This window comes from Cellulosimicrobium cellulans (assembly GCF_016907755.1).
GTDB classification, from domain to species: domain Bacteria; phylum Actinomycetota; class Actinomycetes; order Actinomycetales; family Cellulomonadaceae; genus Cellulosimicrobium; species Cellulosimicrobium cellulans_D.
Genome location: NZ_JAFBCN010000001.1, coordinates 2,149,815 through 2,170,546 on the forward strand (window position 1 = coordinate 2,149,815; position 20,732 = coordinate 2,170,546).

The 20,732-nt window shown below is 74.5% G+C and carries 22 protein-coding genes and 3 tRNA genes; 16 read left to right on the plus strand and 9 right to left on the minus strand.

Features of this window, described 5'->3' with window-relative positions; genetic code table 11:
- Nucleotides 1-20 precede the first annotated feature (20 nt).
- The 5 genes from JOE63_RS09200 to JOE63_RS09220 all read left to right on the plus strand — a co-directional run bounded on the left by JOE63_RS09200 (nt 21) and on the right by JOE63_RS09220 (nt 5,063).
- A complete protein-coding gene (locus JOE63_RS09200) occupies nt 21-881 on the plus strand; it encodes a carbohydrate ABC transporter permease (RefSeq protein ID WP_244286104.1) in 861 nt (286 codons plus the stop codon).
- Between the two features lies 1 nt (nt 882).
- Nucleotides 883-1,911 (plus strand): ROK family protein, encoded by a 1,029-nt coding sequence (locus JOE63_RS09205; RefSeq protein ID WP_244286105.1) that lies wholly within the window; start codon nt 883-885, stop codon nt 1,909-1,911.
- Entirely contained in the window at nt 1,911-2,693 is a 783-nt protein-coding gene (gene nagB, locus JOE63_RS09210) for a glucosamine-6-phosphate deaminase (protein ID WP_087470544.1), read from the plus strand. The genes JOE63_RS09205 and nagB overlap by 1 nt, the downstream gene beginning before the upstream one ends.
- 184 nt (nt 2,694-2,877) lie before the next feature.
- A complete protein-coding gene (locus JOE63_RS09215) occupies nt 2,878-3,213 on the plus strand; it encodes a DUF3039 domain-containing protein (RefSeq protein ID WP_087471613.1) in 336 nt (111 codons plus the stop codon).
- Nucleotides 3,210-5,063 carry a DEAD/DEAH box helicase gene (locus JOE63_RS09220; protein WP_087471614.1) on the plus strand — a complete coding sequence of 618 codons (1,854 nt, stop codon included), beginning with the start codon at nt 3,210-3,212 and terminating at the stop codon, nt 5,061-5,063. Before JOE63_RS09215 ends, JOE63_RS09220 begins: the two co-directional genes overlap by 4 nt.
- A gap of 19 nt (nt 5,064-5,082) precedes the next feature.
- On the opposite strand, the gene JOE63_RS09225 is transcribed toward JOE63_RS09220, so the two are convergent.
- Nucleotides 5,083-6,513, minus strand: coding sequence for a nicotinate phosphoribosyltransferase (locus JOE63_RS09225; RefSeq protein ID WP_204540837.1), 1,431 nt, complete (start codon nt 6,511-6,513; stop codon nt 5,083-5,085).
- 113 nt (nt 6,514-6,626) lie between these two features.
- On the opposite strand from JOE63_RS09225, the gene clpS reads away from it, so the two are divergent.
- The 6 genes from clpS (at nt 6,627) to rdgB (ending at nt 10,873) form a co-directional block, all read left to right on the plus strand.
- Nucleotides 6,627-6,914 (plus strand): ATP-dependent Clp protease adapter ClpS, encoded by a 288-nt coding sequence (gene clpS, locus JOE63_RS09230; protein ID WP_087472876.1) that lies wholly within the window; start codon nt 6,627-6,629, stop codon nt 6,912-6,914.
- On the plus strand, nt 6,911-7,579 hold the full coding sequence (locus tag JOE63_RS09235; RefSeq protein WP_204540840.1) for a DUF2017 family protein: 669 nt from the start codon (nt 6,911-6,913) through the stop codon (nt 7,577-7,579). Before clpS ends, JOE63_RS09235 begins: the two co-directional genes overlap by 4 nt.
- Before the next feature lie 111 nt (nt 7,580-7,690).
- A complete protein-coding gene (gene murI / locus JOE63_RS09240) occupies nt 7,691-8,494 on the plus strand; it encodes a glutamate racemase (RefSeq protein ID WP_204540843.1) in 804 nt (267 codons plus the stop codon).
- Nucleotides 8,494-9,324: an MBL fold metallo-hydrolase gene (locus JOE63_RS09245; RefSeq protein ID WP_204540846.1), complete on the plus strand. Its 831-nt coding sequence runs from the start codon at nt 8,494-8,496 to the stop codon at nt 9,322-9,324. The genes murI and JOE63_RS09245 overlap by 1 nt, the downstream gene beginning before the upstream one ends.
- Nucleotides 9,325-9,416: 92 nt before the next feature.
- Entirely contained in the window at nt 9,417-10,187 is a 771-nt protein-coding gene (rph, locus tag JOE63_RS09250) for a ribonuclease PH (RefSeq protein ID WP_087471618.1), read from the plus strand.
- A complete protein-coding gene (gene rdgB / locus JOE63_RS09255) occupies nt 10,184-10,873 on the plus strand; it encodes an RdgB/HAM1 family non-canonical purine NTP pyrophosphatase (protein WP_204540849.1) in 690 nt (229 codons plus the stop codon). Before rph ends, rdgB begins: the two co-directional genes overlap by 4 nt.
- 65 nt (nt 10,874-10,938) lie before the next feature.
- Here the strand turns inward: rdgB and JOE63_RS09260 are convergent, their stop codons facing one another.
- Complete coding sequence (locus JOE63_RS09260; protein ID WP_087471620.1) at nt 10,939-11,412, minus strand: DUF3054 domain-containing protein; 474 nt, start codon at nt 11,410-11,412, stop codon at nt 10,939-10,941.
- Between the two features lie 110 nt (nt 11,413-11,522).
- Here JOE63_RS09260 and JOE63_RS09265 point away from each other — a divergent pair, with 110 nt between their 5' ends.
- Nucleotides 11,523-13,157: an ABC-F family ATP-binding cassette domain-containing protein gene (locus JOE63_RS09265; RefSeq protein WP_087471621.1), complete on the plus strand. Its 1,635-nt coding sequence runs from the start codon at nt 11,523-11,525 to the stop codon at nt 13,155-13,157.
- Nucleotides 13,158-13,228: 71 nt separating this feature from the next.
- Here the strand turns inward: JOE63_RS09265 and JOE63_RS09270 are convergent, their stop codons facing one another.
- The 5 genes from JOE63_RS09270 to JOE63_RS09290 all read right to left on the minus strand — a co-directional run bounded on the left by JOE63_RS09270 (nt 13,229) and on the right by JOE63_RS09290 (nt 18,223).
- Entirely contained in the window at nt 13,229-13,771 is a 543-nt protein-coding gene (locus JOE63_RS09270) for a flavodoxin family protein (protein WP_087471622.1), read from the minus strand.
- Nucleotides 13,772-13,916: 145 nt separating this feature from the next.
- The gene (locus JOE63_RS09275) at nt 13,917-14,579 is read right to left on the minus strand and encodes a Pr6Pr family membrane protein (RefSeq protein ID WP_244286106.1); all 663 of its coding nucleotides are present in this window, start codon (nt 14,577-14,579) and stop codon (nt 13,917-13,919) included.
- The gene (locus JOE63_RS09280) at nt 14,576-15,145 is read right to left on the minus strand and encodes an NUDIX hydrolase family protein (RefSeq protein WP_087471623.1); all 570 of its coding nucleotides are present in this window, start codon (nt 15,143-15,145) and stop codon (nt 14,576-14,578) included. The genes JOE63_RS09275 and JOE63_RS09280 overlap by 4 nt, the downstream gene beginning before the upstream one ends.
- A gap of 41 nt (nt 15,146-15,186) precedes the next feature.
- Nucleotides 15,187-16,812: a pyridoxal phosphate-dependent decarboxylase family protein gene (locus JOE63_RS09285; protein WP_244286107.1), complete on the minus strand. Its 1,626-nt coding sequence runs from the start codon at nt 16,810-16,812 to the stop codon at nt 15,187-15,189.
- Nucleotides 16,778-18,223, minus strand: coding sequence for an MFS transporter (locus JOE63_RS09290; RefSeq protein ID WP_087471624.1), 1,446 nt, complete (start codon nt 18,221-18,223; stop codon nt 16,778-16,780). The genes JOE63_RS09285 and JOE63_RS09290 overlap by 35 nt, the downstream gene beginning before the upstream one ends.
- Nucleotides 18,224-18,355: 132 nt before the next feature.
- Between JOE63_RS09290 and trxA the strand changes: the two genes are divergently transcribed.
- Nucleotides 18,356-18,739 carry a thioredoxin gene (gene trxA, locus JOE63_RS09295; RefSeq protein ID WP_047233225.1) on the plus strand — a complete coding sequence of 128 codons (384 nt, stop codon included), beginning with the start codon at nt 18,356-18,358 and terminating at the stop codon, nt 18,737-18,739.
- A 225-nt stretch (nt 18,740-18,964) separates the two neighbouring features.
- Here the strand turns inward: trxA and JOE63_RS09300 are convergent.
- Together JOE63_RS09300 and bcp are read right to left on the minus strand one after the other, a co-directional pair.
- Nucleotides 18,965-19,046, minus strand: a tRNA-Leu gene (locus JOE63_RS09300).
- 98 nt (nt 19,047-19,144) lie between these two features.
- Nucleotides 19,145-19,621 (minus strand): thioredoxin-dependent thiol peroxidase, encoded by a 477-nt coding sequence (bcp, locus tag JOE63_RS09305; protein ID WP_204540852.1) that lies wholly within the window; start codon nt 19,619-19,621, stop codon nt 19,145-19,147.
- Between the two features lie 158 nt (nt 19,622-19,779).
- Here bcp and JOE63_RS09310 point away from each other — a divergent pair, with 158 nt between their 5' ends.
- From JOE63_RS09310 to JOE63_RS09320, 3 genes are all read left to right on the plus strand, one after another.
- The gene (locus JOE63_RS09310) at nt 19,780-20,076 is read left to right on the plus strand and encodes a GroES family chaperonin (RefSeq protein ID WP_204543600.1); all 297 of its coding nucleotides are present in this window, start codon (nt 19,780-19,782) and stop codon (nt 20,074-20,076) included.
- Between the two features lie 116 nt (nt 20,077-20,192).
- Nucleotides 20,193-20,268: transfer RNA gene (locus JOE63_RS09315), tRNA-Lys, on the plus strand.
- Between the two features lie 123 nt (nt 20,269-20,391).
- A tRNA-Lys gene (locus JOE63_RS09320) sits at nt 20,392-20,464 on the plus strand.
- Nucleotides 20,465-20,732 lie beyond the last annotated feature (268 nt).

Here is a 20,732-nt window from a genome sequence, read left to right on the forward strand (position 1 = left end):
CGGGCGGCTCCGCGCCTCGCGTGAGCCGTGAGAAGCAGCGCAAGAAGGCCGCCAACGTCGGCTACGCCATCCTGGCGATCATCGTCTTCGTCTCGTCGGTCTTCCCGGTCTACTGGATGATCAACACCTCGTTCCTGCCGTCGAGCCTCGTGCGGGGTACGGACCTCAAGTTCTTCCCGACACCGGACGTCTTCACGCTGAACAACTACGTGACGGCGGTCACCGACGACTCGCGAGCGCCGTTCGTCCCCGCGATGGGCAACTCGCTCACGGTGACGTTCTTCACGCTGGTCATCGCGATGGTGCTCGGGTTCCTCGCCTCGCTCGCGGTGACCAGGTTCCGCTTCAAGGGGCGTCGCACGTTCATCCTCGCGATCCTCGTGGTCCAGATGATCCCGGGCGAGGCCATGATGATCTCGATCTTCCGGATCATCGACAACTGGCAGATGCTCAACACGATCGTCGGCCTGGGCATCGTGTACGTGTCCGGCGTCCTGCCCTTCACGATCTGGACGCTGCGAGGATTCGTCAACGGCGTCCCCGCCGACCTCGAGGAGGCGGCCATGATCGACGGCTGCTCGCGCGGCAAGGCGTTCTGGAAGATCACCTTCCCGCTCCTCGCTCCGGGCCTCGTCGCCACCGGCGTCTTCGCGTTCATCCAGGCCTGGAACGAGTTCGTCATGGCGCTCATCATCATGCAGCGCCCCGAGTCGATGACTCTGCCGGTGTGGCTGCGGACGTTCCAGCAGGCCACTCAGGCGACCAACTGGGGTGCTCTCATGGCGGGGTCGGTGCTCATCGCGATCCCGGCGGTGGTGTTCTTCCTCATCGTCCAGGGTCGGATGACCGGTGGCCTCGTCTCGGGTGCGGTGAAGGGCTGACGTGAGCGACCTGAGCACGGCTGCCTCGCTGAACGGCGAGGCAGCCGCAGCCCTGGCCGGACGCCCCGGTCCCGCTGGCGCGCCGCGGTGCGACTCCCCGGGTGCCGGGACCGCGGTCGGTCTCGACATCGGCGGGACCAAGGTGCTCGCCGCGTTCCTCGGGCCTGACGGCGTCGCGCGGGAGACCCTGCGCCTGCCGACGGTGCGCGGGCCGCAGGGCGTCGTGTCCAGCGCGGCCCGAGCCGTCCGCGAGGTGGTGCGACGCGCGGGTGCGGAGCTCGCGGAGGTGGACGGTGTCGGCGTCGGCGTGCCGGGGCTGGTGGACCCGGAGGACGGCTCGGTCATGCACGCCGTCAACCTCGGCATCGAGGGCGGGCGCTTCGCGCTCGCCGAGGCGCTGTCGGCGGAGCTCGGCGGTCTCCCGGTCCAGGTCGACAACGACCTCAACGTCGCCGCGCTCGGTGCCTCGCACCTGCGCGGAGACGACGGGTCGGACCTCGCGTTCCTCGCGCTGGGCACCGGCCTCGCCGCCGGGATCGTGCTCGGTGGCGAGCTGCGCCGGGGTGTGAGCGGTGCGGCAGGGGAGATCGGTCACATCCCGATCGACCCGCACGGTCCCGAGTGCGCGTGCGGCCAGCGCGGGTGCGTCGAGGTCTACGCCTCCGGCTCCGCGGTGTCCGCCCGGTGGCCGTCGCGCCACGGCCGGCCCGCTCCCGCGGAGCTGTTCGAGGCGGCCGCCGCGGGCGACCCGGAGGCGATCCGGATCAAGGACGAGTTCGCGTCCGCCGTCGCCTCCGCGGTGCGGATCCTGGAGCTCACGGTCGACGTCCGGCACGTCGTCCTCGGCGGCGGTGTGTCCGCCCTGGGGCAGCCGCTCCTCGACGCCGTGCGCGCCGCGCTCGACGCGCAGTCGAGCACGTCCCCGTTCCTGTCCTCGTTGCGTCTCGCCGAGCGGGTCTCGCTCGCTCCGGCGGACGTACCCGTCGCCGCGGTGGGCGCTGCCCTCGTCGGCCGTCGAAAGGTGAAGTGATGGAGGTCGTGATCGCTCCTGCGGAGCGGTTGGCGGTGCTGGCTGCGGACGCGATCGAGGAGGTGGTGCGGTCGCGGCCGGAGGCGGTGCTGGGGCTGGCGACGGGTTCCTCGCCGCTGAAGGTGTACGACGAGCTGGCGCGCCGTCACCGTGAGGACGGGTTGTCGTTCGCGGGCGTGCGGGCGTTCATGCTCGACGAGTACGTGGGCCTGCCCGCGGAGCACCCCGAGCGGTACCGGAACGTGATCGAGACGGAGATCGCCTCGCGGGTGGACTTCGCCCCGGGCGCGGTGCAGGGCCCGGACGGGAACGCCGAGGACCTGGTCGCGGCGTGCGCGGCGTACGAGGAGTCGATCGCGGGGGCCGGGGGTGTGGACCTGCAGATCCTGGGGATCGGGACGGACGGGCACATCGCGTTCAACGAGCCGGGGTCGAGCCTGGCGTCGCGCACGCGGATCAAGACGTTGACGGCGCAGACGCGTGAGGACAACGCGCGGTTCTTCGGCGACGACGTGGACCGGGTGCCGCGGCACTGCCTGACGCAGGGGCTCGCGACGATCATGTCGGCGCGGCACCTGGTGCTGCTGGCGACGGGCAAGGGCAAGGCGGAGGCGGTGCACCAGCTCGTGGAGGGCCCGATCTCGGCGCTGTGGCCCGCGACGATCATGCAGATGCACCCGCACGCGACGGTGCTGGTCGACGACGCGGCGGCCTCGCGCCTGCAGCTCGGGGACTACTACCGCCAGACGTACGCGTCCAAGCCGGACTGGCAGGGCCTGTAGCCGATCTGCCGATGAACTCTCGCGGGCCGTCGCCCGCGAGGCACAACCGCCCGCCGGCGCGCGGTCCACGCCCCTGGACCGCCGCGCCGGCGGGCTCTCGTCGTCGTCGGGTCGAGGCGGGGGAGGCACCCGCGGACGGCGCCGCGCCGCACGGGTGTCGGCGCACCGACGTAGACTTCCCCCCATGATCGAACTCCGTGCGAGCACGCCCCCCGGGGGTCCTGAGGACCCGTTCCGGAACCCCGCGACCGAGCCGACGACCGGCACGTCGACCGGGGTGCTCGAGCGCGAGGAGACGCGCGAGCAGACCGAGCCGGGCGACCACGAACGCTTCGCGCACTACGTGCGCAAGGAGAAGATCATGGAGTCCGCGCTCTCCGGCAAGCCGGTGATCGCGCTGTGCGGCAAGGTGTGGGTGCCCGGCCGCGACCCGAAGAAGTTCCCCGTGTGCCCCACGTGCAAGGAGATCTACGACGGTCTGCGCGACCCGCAGGACGGCGAGGGTGACTCCGGCAAGTGAGCGGGGAGCACCAGACGACGTCCACCGGTCACTCCGTCCCCGACACCCGTAGCAGGACCACACCGCCCGCGCCGCAGAGCCCGTCGTCGGCAGCGGCGTCGCACCTCTCGCCCGCGTTCCCGCGCCGTGCCCCGTGGGGCTCGGCGTCGAAGCTGCGCGCCTGGCAGGCGGAGGCCCTCGAGCTCTACCGCACGCGCGCGCCGCGCGACTTCCTCGCCGTCGCGACCCCCGGCGCGGGCAAGACGACGTTCGCGCTGCGCGTCGCGACGGAGCTCCTGGAGCAGGGCGTGGTGCGGCGGGTGACCGTCGTCGCACCGACCGAGCACCTCAAGCACCAGTGGGCCGACGCCGCCGCGCGCGTCGGCATCCGCATCGACCCGAACTTCCGCAACAGCCAGGGGCGGCACGGCGCCCACTACGACGGTGTCGCGCTGACCTACGCGCAGATCGCCGCCAAGCCCGCCCTGCACGCGGCCCGCACGACCGCCGACCGCACGCTCGTCATCCTCGACGAGGTGCACCACGGCGGCGACGCGCTGTCGTGGGGCGACGCGGTGCGCGAGGCGTTCGAGGACGCGACGCGCCGCCTCGCCCTCACGGGGACGCCGTTCCGCTCCGACACCGCGGCGATCCCGTTCGTCGAGTACGAGCGCGGCCCCGACGGCATCCGCCGGTCGCGTGCGGACTACACGTACGGCTACGGCGACGCGCTGCGCGACCACGTCGTGCGCCCCGTGCTCTTCCTGTCGTACTCCGGCAACATGCGCTGGCGCACGAAGGCCGGCGACGAGGTGAGCGCACGCCTCGGCGAGGCGCTCACCAAGGACATGACCGGCCAGGCGTGGCGCACCGCGCTCGACCCGAACGGCGAGTGGATCCCGTCGGTCCTCGCGGCCGCGGACAAGCGCCTCACCGAGGTACGGCGCGCGATCCCGGACGCCGGTGGCCTGGTCATCGCGACCGACCAGACCGACGCGCGCGCCTACGCGGGACACCTCGCCCGGATCACCGGGAGATCGCCGACGGTCGTCCTCTCCGACGACGACGGGGCGAGCAGCCGCATCGAGGAGTTCTCCGACGGCGACGGCCGGTGGATGGTCGCCGTGCGCATGGTGTCGGAGGGCGTGGACGTCCCGCGCCTCGCCGTCGGCGTGTACGCGACCTCGACGGCGACCCCGCTGTTCTTCGCGCAGGCGGTCGGGCGGTTCGTGCGGGCGCGCAAGCGGGGCGAGACGGCGTCGGTGTTCCTGCCGAGCGTCCCGCACCTGCTGGAGCTCGCGAACGGGCTCGAGATCGAGCGTGACCACGCGCTCGACCGCCCGCTCACGGCGGAGGAGCAGGGCGAGGGCTTCAGCCCCGAGGACGCGCTGCTGGCGGAGGCGAACCGGGAGGACAAGGCGTCGGGCGAGCTCGTCCAGGGCTCGTTCGAGGCGCTCGAGGCGCAGGCGTCGTTCGACCGCGTGCTGTTCGACGGCGGCGAGTTCGGGACGGGCGCGGACGTCGGGTCGGACGAGGAGCTCGACTTCCTCGGGCTCCCCGGACTCCTCGACGCCGACCAGGTCACCACGCTGCTGCGTCAGCGCCAGGCCGACCAGCTGAGCGCCCGCTCGAAGACCACGCAGTCGGCGGAGCGGGAGCGGTCCGAGCTGGACCACCGTCGAGCGGCCGAGCTCCGCAAGGAGCTCCAGCAGCTCGTGTCCGCCTGGTCGCGCCGCAGCGGGCAGCCGCACGGCTCGGTGCACACCGAGCTGCGCCGCCGCTGCGGCGGACCCGAGGTCCCGCTCGCGACGGTCGAGCAGCTCGACGCCCGCGTCGCGACCGTGCGCGGCTGGTTCGTCGGCAAGCGGTAGCCGACGCCGGGCCCGTGCGTCAGGAGAGCGTGTGCACGACCGTCGGGATCGCGGGGTCGCCGGCGGAGAGGCGGCGCGCGCCGCGGGGCAGCTCGGCGCGGGCCTCGCGGTGGCGGTGCGCGGCGTTCTGGACCCCGTAGGAACCGACCCAGCGCGAGTCGACCGCGCCGTCGACGACGAGGGGGACCTGGAGCGGCCGCAGGTCGCCGTCGTCGGGCTCCCACTCCTGGACGGGGAGGTCGGCGCCGGTGACGACGACCTCCTCGATCGCGCGCCCGTCGACGTCGTAGCGGCGCGCCGCGACCTTGCGCCCCCCGGTGCTGGTCTTGGCCGTGGACGCCTTGGCGACGGGCTGGAGCACGCCGGAGGAGTCGGCGCGGGCGACGAGCTTGTAGACCATGCCGCACGTCGGCGCGCCGGAGCCGGTGACGAGCGACGTGCCGACGCCGTACGAGTCGACCGGTGCGGCGGCGAGCGACGCGATGGCGTACTCGTCGAGGTCGGACGTCACGGTGATCTTCGTGTCGTGCGCGCCGAGCGAGTCGAGCTGGCGGCGCACCTCGACGGCGAGGACTCCGAGGTCGCCGGAGTCGAGGCGGACGGCGCCGAGCCGGCCGCCGGCGGCGCGGACCGCGTTCTGGACGCCCTTGCGTACGTCGTAGGTGTCGACGAGCAGGGTCGTGCCGGCCCCGAGGGAGGCGACCTGCGACGCGAAGGCGGACTCCTCGTCGTCGTGCAGGAGCGTGAAGGCGTGCGCGGCCGTGCCGATGGTCGCGAGCCCGTACCGGCGTCCCGCCTCGAGGTTCGACGTCCCGGCGAACCCGCCGACGACGGCGGCGCGCGCCGCGGCGACGGCGGCCTGCTCGTGCGCGCGCCGCGCGCCCATCTCGAGGCACGGGCGCTCGACGGCGGCGCTCGTCATGCGCGACGCGGCCGACGCGACGGCGGAGTCGTAGTTGAGGATCGACAGCACGAGCGTCTCGAGCAGGACGGCCTCGGCGAACGTGCCCTCGACGGTCATCACGGGGGACTGCGGGAAGAAGACCTCGCCCTCGGCGTACCCCGTGATCGTCCCGGTGAACCGGTAGCCGGCGAGGAACTCGAGCGTGCGGTCGTCGACGACGGCCTGCGCGTGCAGCCAGTCGAGCTCCTCGGCCCCGAAGCGGAACGACGAGAGCGCCTCGAGGACGCGTCCGGTCCCCGCGAGGACCCCGTAGCGCCGCCCGGGGGGAAGGCGCCGCGTGAAGACCTCGAAGAGGCAGTGCCGGTCGGCGGTGCCGTCCGCGAGCGCGGCCTGGAGCATCGTCAGCTCGTAGCGGTCGGTGAGGAGCGCGGTCGACGCGACCGGCTGGTACGGCGGGCGCTCCGGCGCCGGGCCGGCGTGCTGTCCTGGCGAGGCAGCGCTGTCGGTGGGGGAGAGGGCGACGCTGCCCGGATCGGCGAGGCTCATGCGGAATACGGTAGGGCAGCGACGGGTACGACGGGCGTCGACAGGCCCACGAATACAGTGGTGGCGTGAGCCCCCAGCCGATCTTCACCCGCGCCGTCGGCGCGCGGGCGTCCGTGACCGTGCCCGAGGAGGCGACGCGGGTCGACGAGACCGTCCTCCCCGACAGCCCGTGGGTCACCCTCGTGTGGAACGACCCGGTCAACCTCATGAGCTACGTCGCGTACGTGTTCGAGTCCTACTTCGGGTACGCCGCGGAGCGCGCCCAGGAGCTCATGCTGCAGGTGCACCAGGAGGGTCGCGCCGTCGTGTCGACGGGCGACCGCGAGCGCATGGAGGTCGACGTGCAGGCGATGCACTCGTTCGGGCTGTGGGCGACCCTCCAGAAGGACGGTGAGCAGTGAGGCCGTTCCGCGCCGAGGCGCAGGGGTACGTCGCGGAGCTCGAGCCGTCGGAGCGGATCGTGCTGGCCCAGCTCGCGGGCGACGTCGCGCAGATGCTCCAGGAGGGCGTGCCGGGGCGGGCGCCGGGGGAGCCCGGACCGTCCGGGCCCGACGACGCGTGGTCGCCTCCCGGCTGGACGGGGCCGGTCCCCGGGGGGAGCGTCTCGGACGCGACGCCGCCGCCGGACCCGGCCGTGCGGCGTCTGCTCCCGGACGCGTCGGACGACGTCGAGGTGGCCGCCGAGTTCCGGCGGTTCACCCAGGACGACCTGGCGGCGCGCAAGGTCGGGCGGCTGGTGCGGCTGGCGCGCCTGCTCGTGGACGCAGAGCCCGCGGAGGTGGCGCCGTTCGCCGTCGCCCGCGACGATGCCGAGGACGTCGCGGGGGCGCTGACGGACGTCCGCCTCGTGCTCGCCGAGCGCCTCGGCCTGCGGACCGACGAGCAGGTCGAGGGCCTCTACGACGAGCTGGACCGCGAGGGCGACGACGGCCCGGACGACGGCGAGGTGGGTGGCGCACCGCGCCGCTTCCTCGTGAGCGTCTTCCTGCTCACGGGCCTGCTCCAGGAGTCGCTCGTCGACGGCATGCTCGCCGACCTGCGGGCGGGGCGCGACGGCCGGTCCTGAGGGTCGTCCCGCGCGTCGGGCCGCCGCGGCGACCGCCCTGTGGGCGCTGCCACAGGCGGGAGCCGCGGTTCGGTGCGCCCCGCGCGCGGGCGCGCCAGTAGGCTCGGGCGGGTGAACGACGCTCCCATCGGGATCTTCGACTCGGGCGTGGGTGGCCTGACCGTCGCGCGCTCGATCCTGGACCAGCTCCCGAACGAGTCCCTCCTCTACATCGGGGACACCGCGAACGGTCCCTACGGGCCCAAGCCGCTCGCGGCGGTCCGGGCGATGGCGCTGGCGATCATGGACCAGCTCGTCGACGACGGCGTGAAGATGCTCGTCATCGCGTGCAACTCGGCCTCCTCGGCTGTCCTGCGCGACGCCCGTGAGCGGTACACGCAGCGCCACGGCCTGCCGGTCGTCGAGGTGATCCTCCCGGCGGCGCGCCGCGCGGTCGCGGCGACGCGCTCGGGGCGGATCGGGGTCATCGGGACGCGCGCCACCATCACGTCGCGGTCCTACGAGGACGCGTTCGCCGTCACGCCGGGACTGCACCTCACGACCCAGGCGTGCCCGGACTTCGTGTCCCTCGTCGAGCAGGGCGTGACGTCGGGGCCCGAGGTGCTGGAGGTCGCGCACCGCTACCTCGACCCGGTCAAGGCGGCGGGCGTCGACACGCTCGTGCTCGGGTGCACGCACTACCCGCTCCTGACGGGCGCGATCTCCTACGTCATGGGCGAGGAGGTCACGCTCGTGTCGAGCGCGGAGGAGACCGCCAAGGACGTCTACCGCACGCTCGTCGCGCACGACCTCGAACGCTCGCGCGACGCGGGGACGCCGCGGCACCGCTTCCTCGCGACGGGGAGCGCGGAACCGTTCGAGCACCTGGCGCGCCGCTTCCTCGGCCCCGAGGTGCTCAGCGTGGAGGCCGCCTGATGCGCCTCGTCACGGTCGGGTGCTCGGGGTCGTTCGCCGGGCCGGACTCGCCCGCGTCGTCGTACCTCGTCCAGGTCCCGGCCGCCGAGGCCGCGGCCGCGGGCTTCGCGGCGCGCGACTGGAACGTCGTGCTCGACCTGGGCAACGGGGCGCTGGGCGCGCTCCAGCGGTTCGTCGACCCGCTCGACCTCGACGCCGTCGCGCTGTCGCACCTGCACCCCGACCACTTCGTCGACGTCTGCGGGCTGTACGTCTACCTGCGCTACCACCCCGAGCGCGGCTCGACCCGGACCGGGGTGCCGAGCCGGCTGACGGTGCTCGGTCCGTCGGGCACGGCCGGGCGCATCGAGGCGGCGTACGGCGCCGAGCCGGGCGACGGGATGAGCGAGGAGCTGGACGTGCGGGTCTGGGAGCCGGGCGTGCCCGTGAGGGTCGGGCCGCTCACGCTCGAGCCGCACCGCGTGTTCCACCCCGTCGAGGCGTACGGCGTGCGCGTCACGGGGCCGTCGTCGCTGCGGCCGGGCGAGCGGGCCGTGCTCGCGTACACGGGCGACACCGACGCGTGCGACGGCGTCGTCGAGCTCGCGCGGGACGCCGACCTGCTGCTGTCGGAGGCCGCGTTCCACGAGGGCCGCGACGACGGCGTCGAGCGCGGCATCCACCTCACGGGGCGCCGGGCGGGCGAGGTCGCGACGGCGGCCGGCGCGCACCGGCTGGTCCTGACGCACCTCCCCGCGTGGAACGACCCCGAGCGGTCGCGCGCGGAGGCCCGCGAGTCGTACGCGGGCAAGGTCGACGTCGCGACCACCGGCGCGGTCTTCGACCTCTAGCCGCTGAGTGCGGGGGACGTGTCGCCCGCACGGCGTCGTGACGGCAGATACCCCGCACTCAGCGGGTGCCGGGCGGTCGGTAGGGTGGCGGCATGACCATCCCCGCATCGTCCTCGGACACGGGCGCGCCCCTGCGCGCCGACGGCCGCACGCCCGACCAGCTCCGCCCCGTGACCATCACCCGCCACTGGCTCGACCAGGCCGAGGGGAGCGTGCTCGTCGAGTTCGGTCGCACGCGCGTGCTGTGCGCGGCGTCGTTCACGGAGGGCGTGCCGCGCTGGCGCAAGGGGTCGGGCGAGGGCTGGGTCACGGCCGAGTACGCGATGCTCCCGCGCGCGACGAACGAGCGGAGCCAGCGCGAGTCGGTCAAGGGCAAGATCGGCGGGCGCACGCACGAGATCTCGCGCCTCATCGGCCGGTCCCTGCGCGCGATCATCGACGTCTCGGCGCTCGGCGAGAACACGATCGTCCTGGACTGCGACGTCCTCCAGGCCGACGGCGGCACGCGCACCGCCGCGATCACGGGAGCCTACGTGGCGCTCGCCGACGCGGTCGCGTGGGGCCAGCGGCACGGGCACATCAAGGGCGGCAAGCCGGTCCTGACGGACTCCGTCGCGGCCGTGAGCGTCGGGATCATCGACGGCACGCCCATGCTCGACCTCCCGTACGTCGAGGACGTGCGGGCCGAGACGGACATGAACGTCGTCGTCACGGGCTCGGGCACGTTCGTCGAGGTGCAGGGCACCGCCGAGCACGCCCCGTTCGACCGCGCCGAGCTCGACGCGCTGCTCGACCTCGCGGTCGCGGGCACCGCCGACCTCACCGCGATCCAGCGCGCGGCGCTCGCGGCGGACGCACGGTGAGCGGCGCGCCCGAGGCGACGGGCGTCGTCGTGCCCGACGGCGCCCGCCTCGTGCTCGCGACGCACAACCCGGGCAAGATCGCCGAGCTGCGCGCCATCCTGGCCGCGGAGCTCGACGCGCACCCGGGCCTCGCGCTCGCGCACGAGGCGATCGTCGGTGCCGGTGACGTCGGCGCGCCCGAGCCGGTCGAGGACGGCGTGACGTTCGCGGAGAACGCGCTCATCAAGGCGCGCGCGCTCGTGGCGGCGACGGGCCTGCCGGCGGTCGCCGACGACTCGGGCCTCGCCGTCGACGTGCTCGGCGGCGCCCCGGGGATCTTCTCGGCGCGCTGGGCCGGGCGCCACGGCGACGACGTCGCGAACCTCGAGCTCCTGCTCGCCCAGCTCGGCGACGTGCCTGCCGAGCACCGGGCCGCGGGCTTCGTGTGCGCGGCGGCGCTCGTCACGCCGGACGGCACCGAGGTGGTGCGCACCGGCGAGATGCGCGGGACCCTGCTCACCGCGCCGCGCGGCGAGAACGGGTTCGGGTACGACCCGATCCTCCTGCCGGACGAGCAGCCGGACGCCGGCGCGCCCGCCCGCTCCGCGGCCGAGCTGAGCCCGGCGGAGAAGAACGCCGTGAGCCACCGGGGCAAGGCGTTCCGCGCGCTCGCCCCCGAGATCGTGACCGTGCTCTCGTCGAGGTAGAGGCCCGGTCCCGCGAGGTAGAGGCCTGGTCGGCGACCACGCCTCTACCTCGGGTGACCACGCCTCTACCGCGGGGTGCGGGCGGCGCGGAGGCGCGCGACGAGCGAGGCGACGAGACGCCAGCCGACGAGCGTCGCGAGCAGGAACAGCGCGGAGACGACGAGGAACGGGACGGCGAGGCCCTCGCCCGTCGCGGCCCGCAGCGCCATGCCGACGGCCCAGGTCAGCGCCCACGCACCGACGCCGACGGGCCAGGGCACGAGCGGGCGTCGCCACGCGCGCAGCACGACCCACGCGACCGCGAGGCCGGCGAGGAACGGCCACGCGATGCCCGCGACGGCGGTGAGGGGGCTGTCCGCGGCGTGGCTCGCGCGCCCGCCCGCGGCGAAGGCGAGGACGCTCACGACGTCGAGCACGACGGCGAGCGTCACGACCCGGGCCGCGGTCCGGCCCGTGGAGGGCTCCGGCGTCGTCCCGGGGGCGGCGGCAGGGGAGGAGGGGGCGCTCGGCTGGGCCGGTCCGGAGGGCACGGTGCTCATGCGCCCGACCGTACCCCGCGCGCGAGATCGACCCGTACGGTCGAGATCGACCCTCGGGAGGTCGATCTCGCGCCGCGGGGGTCGATCCCGCGGCACCTAAGGTAGTCCCCGTGCATCTCGCCGCCGACGACCTCGCCTTCGCCTACCCCGGACGACCCGTCCTCGACGGCGTCGGGGTGCGCGTCGCGGCGGGGACCCGGCTCGGCGTCGTGGGGGAGAACGGCACGGGCAAGTCGACCCTGCTGCACGTGCTCTCGGGCGACCTGACACCCGGCCGCGGCGAGGTCCGCCGCGCGGGCTCGCTCGCGCTCGTCGAGCAGGAGCTCGCGATCGAGCCGGGCCAGACGGTCGGCACGCTCGTCGCCGCGACGCTCAGCGGGTTGCGGGCCGTCGCCGCGGAGCTCGAGGCGGCGGCGCGGGACTTCGACCACGAGGCCGGTGACCTCGCCGAGCTCACGGAGATCCTCGCGCGGGCCGAGCACCTCGCGGTGTGGGACGCGGACCGCCGCGTCGACGTCGCGCTGTCCCGCCTCGGCGCGTGCCGGGACCGCGACCGCGAGCTCGCGACGCTGTCCGTCGGCGAGCGCTACCGGGTGCGGCTCGCGTGCCGACTGGCGGAGCGCGCCGACCTGCTGCTCCTCGACGAGCCCACCAACCACCTCGACGCGGGCGGGATCGACTTCCTCACCGGCGAGCTCGTCGCGTGGCGCGGGGGCGCGGTCATGGTCACGCACGACCGCCAGCTCCTCGACGACGTCGCGACCGAGATCCTCGACCTCGACCCCGCCATGGACGGGAAGCCGGTGCTCTACGGGCAGCCGGGCTACCTGTCCTACCGGTTCGCCAAGAACCAGGCGTTGCACCGGTGGCGCCAGCGGTTCCGCGCCGAGCAGAAGCGCGCGGAGAAGCTTGCCGCGGTGCTCGACGCCTCGTACGAGGGACTGTCCGACGAGTGGCGCCCGCCCAAGGGCAGCCAGAAGCACCGTCGCGCGACGCGCGCCCGCATCCACGTCAAGGCCGCGGACCGGCGCCTCCAGCAGCTCGAGGCGGAGGCCGTCGAGGTCCCGGTGCCGCCGCTCCAGCTCGTGTTCCCCGAGCTCCCCGCGATGTCCCCCGGCTGGGAACCGGGCGACCCGGTGCTCGAGCTGCGCAGCCCGCGCGTCGGGCCCGACGGCGGCGCGCGCCTCGACCTGCCCGGGACCCGGGTGGCGCTCCCGCCCAGCGGGCGGCTCCTGGTGACCGGGCCGAACGGGAGCGGGAAGTCGACGTTCCTCGCGGCGCTTGCCGGGCTGGTCGCGCTCGACCGGGGTGCGCGGTCGGTCGTGGACGGCGCGCGGCTCGGGGTCGTGGCGCAGGAGGGCCCGGCGCTGCCCCCGGAGGCCGAGGACCGCACCGGGTTCGACGAGTACGCACGTGAGGCCCTCGAGCTCCTCGACACGAACCGGCTGGACCCGGACCACCTCGTCCCGGTGGCGTTCCTCGGCCTGCTCGCCGAGGAGGACCTGGACAGGCCCCTGCGCGAGCTGTCCGCGGGGCAGCGGCGCAGGTTCGACCTCGCCCGCGCGCTCCTGGCCGCGCCGCACGTGCTGATCCTCGACGAGCCGACCAACCACCTCTCGATCGACCTCGTCGACGAGCTGACACAGGCGCTGCGGGTCACGCCCGCGGCCGTCGTCGTCGCGACGCACGACCGGCGCATGCGCGAGGACCTCGCGGACTGGCCGCAGCTCGAGCTCGGGCGCTGACCCGGCCGCGCGACCGGCACCGACCCGCGACGGCACCGACCCGCGGTCCGCCCCGCCCGCCGGGCGGTCCCTCAGCGGCCCTCGGCCGGGCTCGCCGCGGGCACCAGCACCTTGCCCAGCGCGCGGCCCCACGCCCGCGCGCGGTCCAGCTCGCCGTCGTCGAGCGGCCCCTCGACGTCCCCGACGTAGAACGACGCCGGCGGAGTGACCAGGCGGAAGCCGGCTCGGCGCAGCACCTTGGCCGCGCCGCGCGCGGCGGAGCCGGGCAGGGACTTGACCTTGGTGACGCGCGTGTCGAACGTCGCGGCCAGGCGCGTCTCGTCCTGGCGCGGGACGGACTCGACCCACTCGCGCAGTCCCGTCGCGCGGTCGGACACGTCGCCGCTCGCGCGCTGCACGGCCTCAGCACGTGTCGTGGGCCGGGTCATGCCGAACGCGTGGGTCGGACCTCCGGCGACCACGAGGCCCATGTGCCGGAGCGCGTCGGGGCTCGCGGCGGGGTCGGACACGTCGACCACCATCACGCGGACCGTCTCGCTCAGCCCCTCGGCGACGGCCTGTGCGACCCGCTCGCTGTTCCCGTACATCGACTCGTAGACCACTGCGGCATCCATGGCGCGCCCCTTCGTCGAACGCCCGTCCGGACCGGACGGGTCCCCTCCCTCCAGCGTCCGGCCGGGGGCGCGCCCGGCCCAGGGTCGAGCGGACGGAGCGTGGGGGCCGTTGGTCCCGCGCTCGCCGCCGCCGGTGGGCGCGGCGTCAGGGTGCCGGGCGCAGCCGCGCGTCGACGAGGCGCACGAGCCACGCCAGCGCGAGGAAGACGACCGCGACGACCGCCGTGTTGACCAGCGCCCGGCCCAGGCCGAGCGTGCCCACGTCGAGGAACGGGTACGGGTACCAGCCGACGGCCGCGCCCCGGACGAACGTGTACGCGATCCAGGCGAGGGGGTAGACGACGGACCACCACACCGTCGCGGCGTCGACCCGGGGACGCGGACCGACGAGGAGCCACGCGGCGACGGCGAGCACGGGCGCGATCAGGTGCAGGAGCAGGTTCGAGACCTGGCCGGCGGCGCTCAGCTCGGCGAGACCACGCAGGACGGTGTTGTAGACGAGGCCGGTCACGGCGATGCAGAGCAGCGCGTCGAGGTGCGCGACCCGGAGCACCGGGCCGTCCCGCTCGGGCCGCACCGCGAGGAGGACCGAGACGACACCGACGAGCAGGTTCGACTGGATCGTGAAGTAGGAGAACAGGCGCACGAGACGCTCCGCCTGGCTCGGGGCCGTGCCGGGCCCGTCGACGAGCGCGATGACGAGCTCCATGGCGACGCCCGTGAGCGCGGCGAGCGCCACGAGCGCGTGGAGCGCCCGCGCGACGGCGATCCTTCGTCCGGCCGCCGGGACGCGCGGCGCGCCGGTCACGGCAGGCGGCCGACGTACGCCATCGCCTGGCGCAGCAGCACCCCCTGGCCGCCGCGCATCTCGAGCTGCACCTCGTCGCTGCACGCCTGCTCGGGCGTGAGCCACGCGAGCTCGAGCGCGTTCTGCTGGGGTCGGCAGTCGCCCGTCACCGGCACGACGTACGCGAGCGACACCGCGTGCTGGCGGGGGTCGTGGTAGGAGGTGATGCCCGGCGTCGGGAAGTACTCGGCCACCGTGAACGGCTGCGGCGACGCGGGGACCTGCGGGAGCGCGACCGGGCCGAGGTCCTTCTCGATGTGCCGCAGCAGGGCGTCGCGGATGCGCTCGTGGAACATCACGCGGCCGGAGACGAGGGCGCGCGTCATCATGCCCTCCGGCGTGACGCGCAGCAGGAGCCCGACGGCGACGACGTCGCCCGAGTCGTCGACCCGCACCGGGACGGCGTCGACGTAGACGAGCGGGAGCTGTGCGCGCGCGACCGCGATCTCCTCCGGGCTGAGCCAGCCCGCGGGCTGCGGGTTCTCGTGGGAGAAGTCGTCGGGCACGAAGTCGGCGGTGTCGGTCACGCGACTGTTCTACCCCGTGCGGTGCGCCGGGGCGAGTCCGCTCACGGCGTACCGGGACCGGCGGGTGGCTCGGCGACCCGTGCGACGATCTCGACCAGCGCGCGTTCCGCCGCCTCCGCGGGCAGCACCTCCATGACGGCCATGAGCGGCGCGAGCCGGTCGGGCAGGACGGAGCGGGACGCTCCGCGAGGCTCGCCTCCGTCGGCGGCGAGGGCCGCGAGCAGCGCCTCCCAGACGGCGTCGGCGGTGGGCTCGGTCGGGGCGGCTCCGGGCGCGGGAGCAAACGCTCCGGAGAGCGCGCCGAGCACGGCGCTCACGTCGGGACGCGGCTCGCCGCGCACCGCGTCCGCGCCCTGGGCGAGCGCCGCGACGAGGCCGTCGAGTCCCGCCTCCGTCACGGGGGTGACCGTGAGGTGGGTCGTGTGCGGCAGGTGCGTCCCGTCGTCCTGCGCGAGGCCCGGCTGGGGCTGGAGGACCCAGCCGAGCGACCGGACGGCGTCGGCCCACAGGTGCGGGTCGACCTGCCGCGCGGGCGGCACCGTCTCGTCGCACGCCACGGCGATCAGGGGACCGGTGGGGCGGCCGACGACGCGCAGCCCGTCGATCCCGCCGATCGCCTCGTGCAGGGCCCGGGTCGCGCGCACGCACCGCGCGGTGAGGGCCGTGTACCCGGCCGTGCCGAGGGCCTGGCTCACGGCCCACGCCGCCGCGAGCGGGGCCGCGGAGCGTGAGCCCGACGTCGTCGGGTTGACCACCGGGTAGCCGGGCCAGCCCGTGGTCGCGAAGAACTGGCGGCGCTGGCGGTCGCGGCCGCGCACGAGCAGGACCGACGTGCCCTTGGGCGCGTAGCCGTACTTGTGCACGTCCGCGGAGATGCTCGTCACGCCCGGCAGGGAGAAGTCGAACGCGGGCACCGGGTCGCCGCCCGCGTCCTCCCAGAACGGCAGGACCCACCCGCCGACGCACGCGTCCACGTGCACCGGCACGCCGCGCGCAGCGGCCGCGGCGGCGACCTCGGCCACCGGGTCGACGACGCCGTGCGGGTACGACGGCGCGGACACGACGACGAGCGCGACGTCGTCGCCGTCGGGCGCGCCGTCGAGCTCAGCGACGAGGTCGGCGGCCGCGAGGGTCCCGGTCGCGGGGTCGACCGGCACGAGCGTGAGGTCGACGTCGAGGTACTGCGCGGCCTTGCGGAAGGCGGCGTGCACGCTCACCGGGGCGACGACGCGCGGGCGCACGCCGGGCCGGGCCGCGCGGGCTGCGTCGCGGGCGATCTTCACCGCGAGGAGGCAGCTCTCGGTCCCGCCGGAGGTCACCGAGCCCACGACCGCGTCCGGCCCGGTGTCGGGCCCGCGGAGCATCGCGCGGGCGAAGGCGACGAGCTCGGACTCCATGACGGCGACCGAGGTGAACGTCGTCGGGTCGAGGCCGTTGACGGGCTGGACCGCGCGGGCCGCCGCGGCGGCGAGCTCGTCGAGCTCGGCGAGGCCCGGGTCGTAGACGTAGGACAGGACGCGGCCCCCGTGCGTCGGGGCGTCGGCCGCCCGGAGCGCGGCGAGCCGGTCGAGGATCCCGTCCGTGCGCAGCGGGACGTCGCCCGCCGTGGCCCCGGAGTGCTCCGTGGAGGGGTCAGTCGTGCGCTCGGTCGGTGGAGGCGTGGTCACGCGGCAGCTCCGGTGCTGTGTCGTCGATGTCCCCCTTGCGCAGACCGTACCGTACGAGCGGAACGAGGCTTGCCAGCACGAGGACCGCGGGGACGACCGAGAACGCCAGGGCGATGCCGTCGACCGCCGCGTCCGGCTGCGTCACGGTCTCCCCGGCGCGCGTCGACACGTAGCCCGTGACCCCGAGGACGAGCGAGAGCACCGCGGCGCCGAGCGCCATGCCCGTGGTCTCGCCCGCCGTCCAGACGCCGCTGAACGCCCCGCCGCGGCCCTCGCCGTGCGTGCGCGCGTCGTGGGCGATGACGTCCGGGAGCATCGCGAGCGGGAGCGCCTGCATGCCCGCGTACGCGATCCCGGCGAGCGCCGTCGGGGCGTACACCCAGGCACCGGGCGCCCACAGCAGCGGGATCATCCCGAGCGCGGCGACCGCGAAGAGCACCGTGGCGACGACGAACCCGCGTTCCTTGCCGTCGCGGCGCGCGAGGCGGGTCCACAAGGGCATGCAGAGCAGGGCGGGGGCGATGAGGGCCGCGAAGAGGTAGCTCACCGCGGCCTCGTCGTGCAGCACGTACCGGGCGACGTACGCTGCGCCCGCGAGCATGAGGCCGGTGGCGACCGCCTGGAGGAAGAACGCGGCGAGCAGCGTGCGGAAGGGGCGCGAGCGACGCAGCGCGTCGAACGCCTCGCGGACCGCGAGGGTCCACGCGCGCGAGGCCGACGTCGACGCGGCGGGGGCGAGCGACGTCGTCGTCGCGGCGTGCGGGCCGGCGTCCCGGGAGCCCGGGGCGCGCGGGGCGACGCGGGTCGCGACGAGCATCCCGACGCCGATGACGAGGCCGGACACGACGCCCATGACGAGGTAGCCCGAGGTCGAGTCGCTGCCACCGCGCAGCGCGGGCCCGCCCGCGCCGAACAGCAGGATCGCGAACGCGAGCGCCGCGACGCGCCACGCGAGCAGCCGCGTGCGGCCGTCGTAGGTGGGGTCGAGCTCGGCCGGCAGGGCGATGTACGGGACCTGGAAGAGCGAGAACGACGTCGCGGCGAGGAGGAACGCGACGAGCACCCAGATCGCCGCGGCGGTCGGTCCTGCCGCGGCCGGGACGGCGAACGTCAGCGCGAAGAAGACGGGCAGCGTGAGGGCGCCGATCGTCATGAAGCGCCGGCGCGACCCGGTGCGGGCGAGGTCGCGGTCGGAGCCGTACCCGATGAACGGGTCGATGACGACGTCCCAGACCTTCGCCCCGGTGACGATGAGCCCCGCGACCGCGGCGGGCACGGCGAGCGCGTCGGTCAGGTACACGAGCAGTACGAGGCCGGGCAGGGTGCCGAAGCCCCCGGTGCCCACGGAGCCGGCGGCGTAGCCGGCGATCGTGGCGCGCGAGAGCCGAGGGGAGGCGGTGGCGTTCGTCACAGGGGCAGCGTAGAGGCTGGTCGGGCGCGGGGCGGGCCGGGGCGCGCGCGTGCCCGGGGAGCGAGGGGAATACGTGGGGGAGGATCGTTGCTCTACGAGGCAGACACCCCCACCGTCCCAGGAGGATCATCCATGGCCACGCAGACGCTCACCGAGTCCACCTTCGAGCAGACGATCACGGAGAACGACATCGTCCTCGTCGACTTCTGGGCCGACTGGTGCGGACCCTGCAAGATGTTCGCCCCGGTGTTCGAGGCGTCGTCGGAGGAGAACCCGGACGTCGTGCACGGCAAGATCGACACCGAGGCCGAGCGCGGCCTGGCCGCGGCGGCGAACATCACGTCGATCCCGACGCTCATGGCCTTCCGCGAGGGCATCCTCGTGTTCTCCCAGCCGGGCGCGCTCCCCGCTCCCGCGCTCAAGCAGGTCGTGGACGCCGTCAAGGGCCTCGACATGGAGGACGTCCGTCGCCAGATCGCCGCGGCGAACGACGGGACCCCGGCGCAGGACGCCTGACCCGCACCCTCGCACACGAACGGCCCGGCACCTCGAGGGTGCCGGGCCGTTCGCGTCTCGGTCAGAGGCCGTCGTGCGCGCGCAGGACGCGCCTCGACGGAAGAAGCCGGTGCCCGCACCGGCAGGGGGCAATGGTGCGGACACCGGCTCTGACGTCAGGCTAGCCGTCCAACTGGACGGGCGTCCAGTTGATGGGCGGGTGAAAGCCGGGGCGTCGCTCCAGGGTGCGCGAGGCGGGACTCGAACCCGCACGTCCGAGGACACCAGGACCTAAACCTGGCGCGGCTGCCAGTTACGCCACTCGCGCGCGGTGGTCAGTCTACGGCGCGAGCGCTGCGTCCCTGGTCGGGCGCTGCGTCCCGGGACGCAGCGTTCGCGCGTGGCCGCAGCGCTCGGCCGCGAGGACTACTTCGGGTCGATGCCCAGGTCGCGGCGCAGCTTGGCGACGTGGCCCGTCGCCTTGACGTTGTACTGCGCGAGCTCGACCTTGCCGTCCGGATCGACGACGACCGTCGAGCGGATGACGCCCACGACCGTCTTGCCGTAGAGCTTCTTCTCGCCCCACGCGCCGTAGGCCTCGAGGACCGTCCTGTCGACGTCGGAGACGAGCGGGAACGTGAGGTGCTCGGCCTCGACGAACGCCGCGATCTTGTCCACGGGGTCGGGGGAGACGCCGACGACCGAGTACCCCGCGCCCTGGAGCGAGGCGAGGCTGTCGCGGAAGTCGCACGCCTCGGTCGTGCAGCCAGGGGTGCCGGCGGCCGGGTAGAAGTAGACGACGACGTGCTTGCCGCGCAGGTCGGAGAGCGTGACGGTGCTGCCGTCGGCGGCGGGCAGGGTGAAGTCGGGAGCGGTGTCGCCGACGGTGAGGCGCGTGGACATGGATCTCCTTCGGTCCGGCCAGGGTGTGGGTTCGAGCGTAGGTGAGGCGTCGCGGCACCGGTAGCGTTGTGGCTGTGAGCAAGACGACGTCCGCCCCCTCCGCGTCCTCCACCCGCACGTCCTCGGTCCGCCCGGCGGCCCGTGACCTGCCGATCCGGATGCTCCACGACCGGCTCCTCGTCGACCCGGAGATCGACGCGAGCGAGCGGCAGAGCTCGGCGGGCCTCGTCATCCCCGCGACGGCGGTCGGCCCCAAGCGCCTGGCGTGGGCCGTCGTCGTCGCCGCTGGTGAGCACGTGCGCCAGGTGGCGGTGGGTGACCGCGTCCTCTTCGACCCGGACGACCGCGCGGAGGTCGAGCTCGGGGGCCGGGACCTCGTGCTGCTGCGCGAGCGCGACGTGCACGCCGTCTCCCAGGAGATCGAGGAGGACGGCCCGACGGGCCTGTACCTCTGAACCGGCCGTGGGCCCCGCCGCGCGGGCGGGGCGTCGGGCGCTGTCGCCGACGTCACACGGGAGCGGGCGGAACGGATTTTCCCGGCGCGCCCGCGGCTGCTAGTGTTTTCTCTCGCGCGCCATTAGCTCAATTGGCAGAGCAGCTGACTCTTAATCAGCGGGTTCGGGGTTCGAGTCCCTGATGGCGCACCACCACCGATCGGGCCGTCCGCACGCGGGCGGCCTGAGCCGTGCCGGTCGAGGGACCGGGGCGGCGGCGGGAGCGGGACTCCTCCACGAGGAGGACCCGCGGCCGCTGGTAGTGTTCCCTCTCGCGCGCCATTAGCTCAATTGGCAGAGCAGCTGACTCTTAATCAGCGGGTTCGGGGTTCGAGTCCCTGATGGCGCACCCTTCCTGACCAGGCCGTCCACCCTCCGGGGTGGGCGGCCTGCGTCGTTCCCGGACCCGCCGCGCCCGTGCCGCCGGTGCGTGCCGCCCCTGTCGTGCGCTCTGTCGTCCACCCGTCCGGGCACCGGACCGTCTCCCGGCGTTCGGATCGCGTTCGTCCCGTCTCGTCCGAGAGTTCACCCGTGCCCGGAATGGTCCGGTACGGGTGCGGTCGCCGCGGACGTCGGACCGGTCGTGCCCAGGCCTGTCGACGACGAAAGGACACACC

Bases quoted from the DNA above. Each gene is read 5' to 3' on its own strand.
- nagB (WP_087470544.1), top strand. From the start codon at position 1,911: ATGGAGGTCGTGATCGCTCCTGCGGAGCGGTTGGCGGTGCTGGCTGCG.
- JOE63_RS09270 (WP_087471622.1), bottom strand. From the start codon at position 13,771: ATGGATGCCGCAGTGGTCTACGAGTCGATGTACGGGAACAGCGAGCGG.
- bcp (WP_204540852.1), bottom strand. From the start codon at position 19,621: ATGTCCACGCGCCTCACCGTCGGCGACACCGCTCCCGACTTCACCCTG.
- JOE63_RS09260 (WP_087471620.1), bottom strand. From the start codon at position 11,412: ATGAGCACCGTGCCCTCCGGACCGGCCCAGCCGAGCGCCCCCTCCTCC.
- JOE63_RS09215 (WP_087471613.1), top strand. From the start codon at position 2,878: ATGATCGAACTCCGTGCGAGCACGCCCCCCGGGGGTCCTGAGGACCCG.
- rph (WP_087471618.1), top strand. From the start codon at position 9,417: ATGACCATCCCCGCATCGTCCTCGGACACGGGCGCGCCCCTGCGCGCC.
- JOE63_RS09225 (WP_204540837.1), bottom strand. From the start codon at position 6,513: ATGAGCCTCGCCGATCCGGGCAGCGTCGCCCTCTCCCCCACCGACAGC.
- JOE63_RS09310 (WP_204543600.1), top strand. From the start codon at position 19,780: ATGCTCCACGACCGGCTCCTCGTCGACCCGGAGATCGACGCGAGCGAG.
- JOE63_RS09245 (WP_204540846.1), top strand. From the start codon at position 8,494: ATGCGCCTCGTCACGGTCGGGTGCTCGGGGTCGTTCGCCGGGCCGGAC.
- trxA (WP_047233225.1), top strand. From the start codon at position 18,356: ATGGCCACGCAGACGCTCACCGAGTCCACCTTCGAGCAGACGATCACG.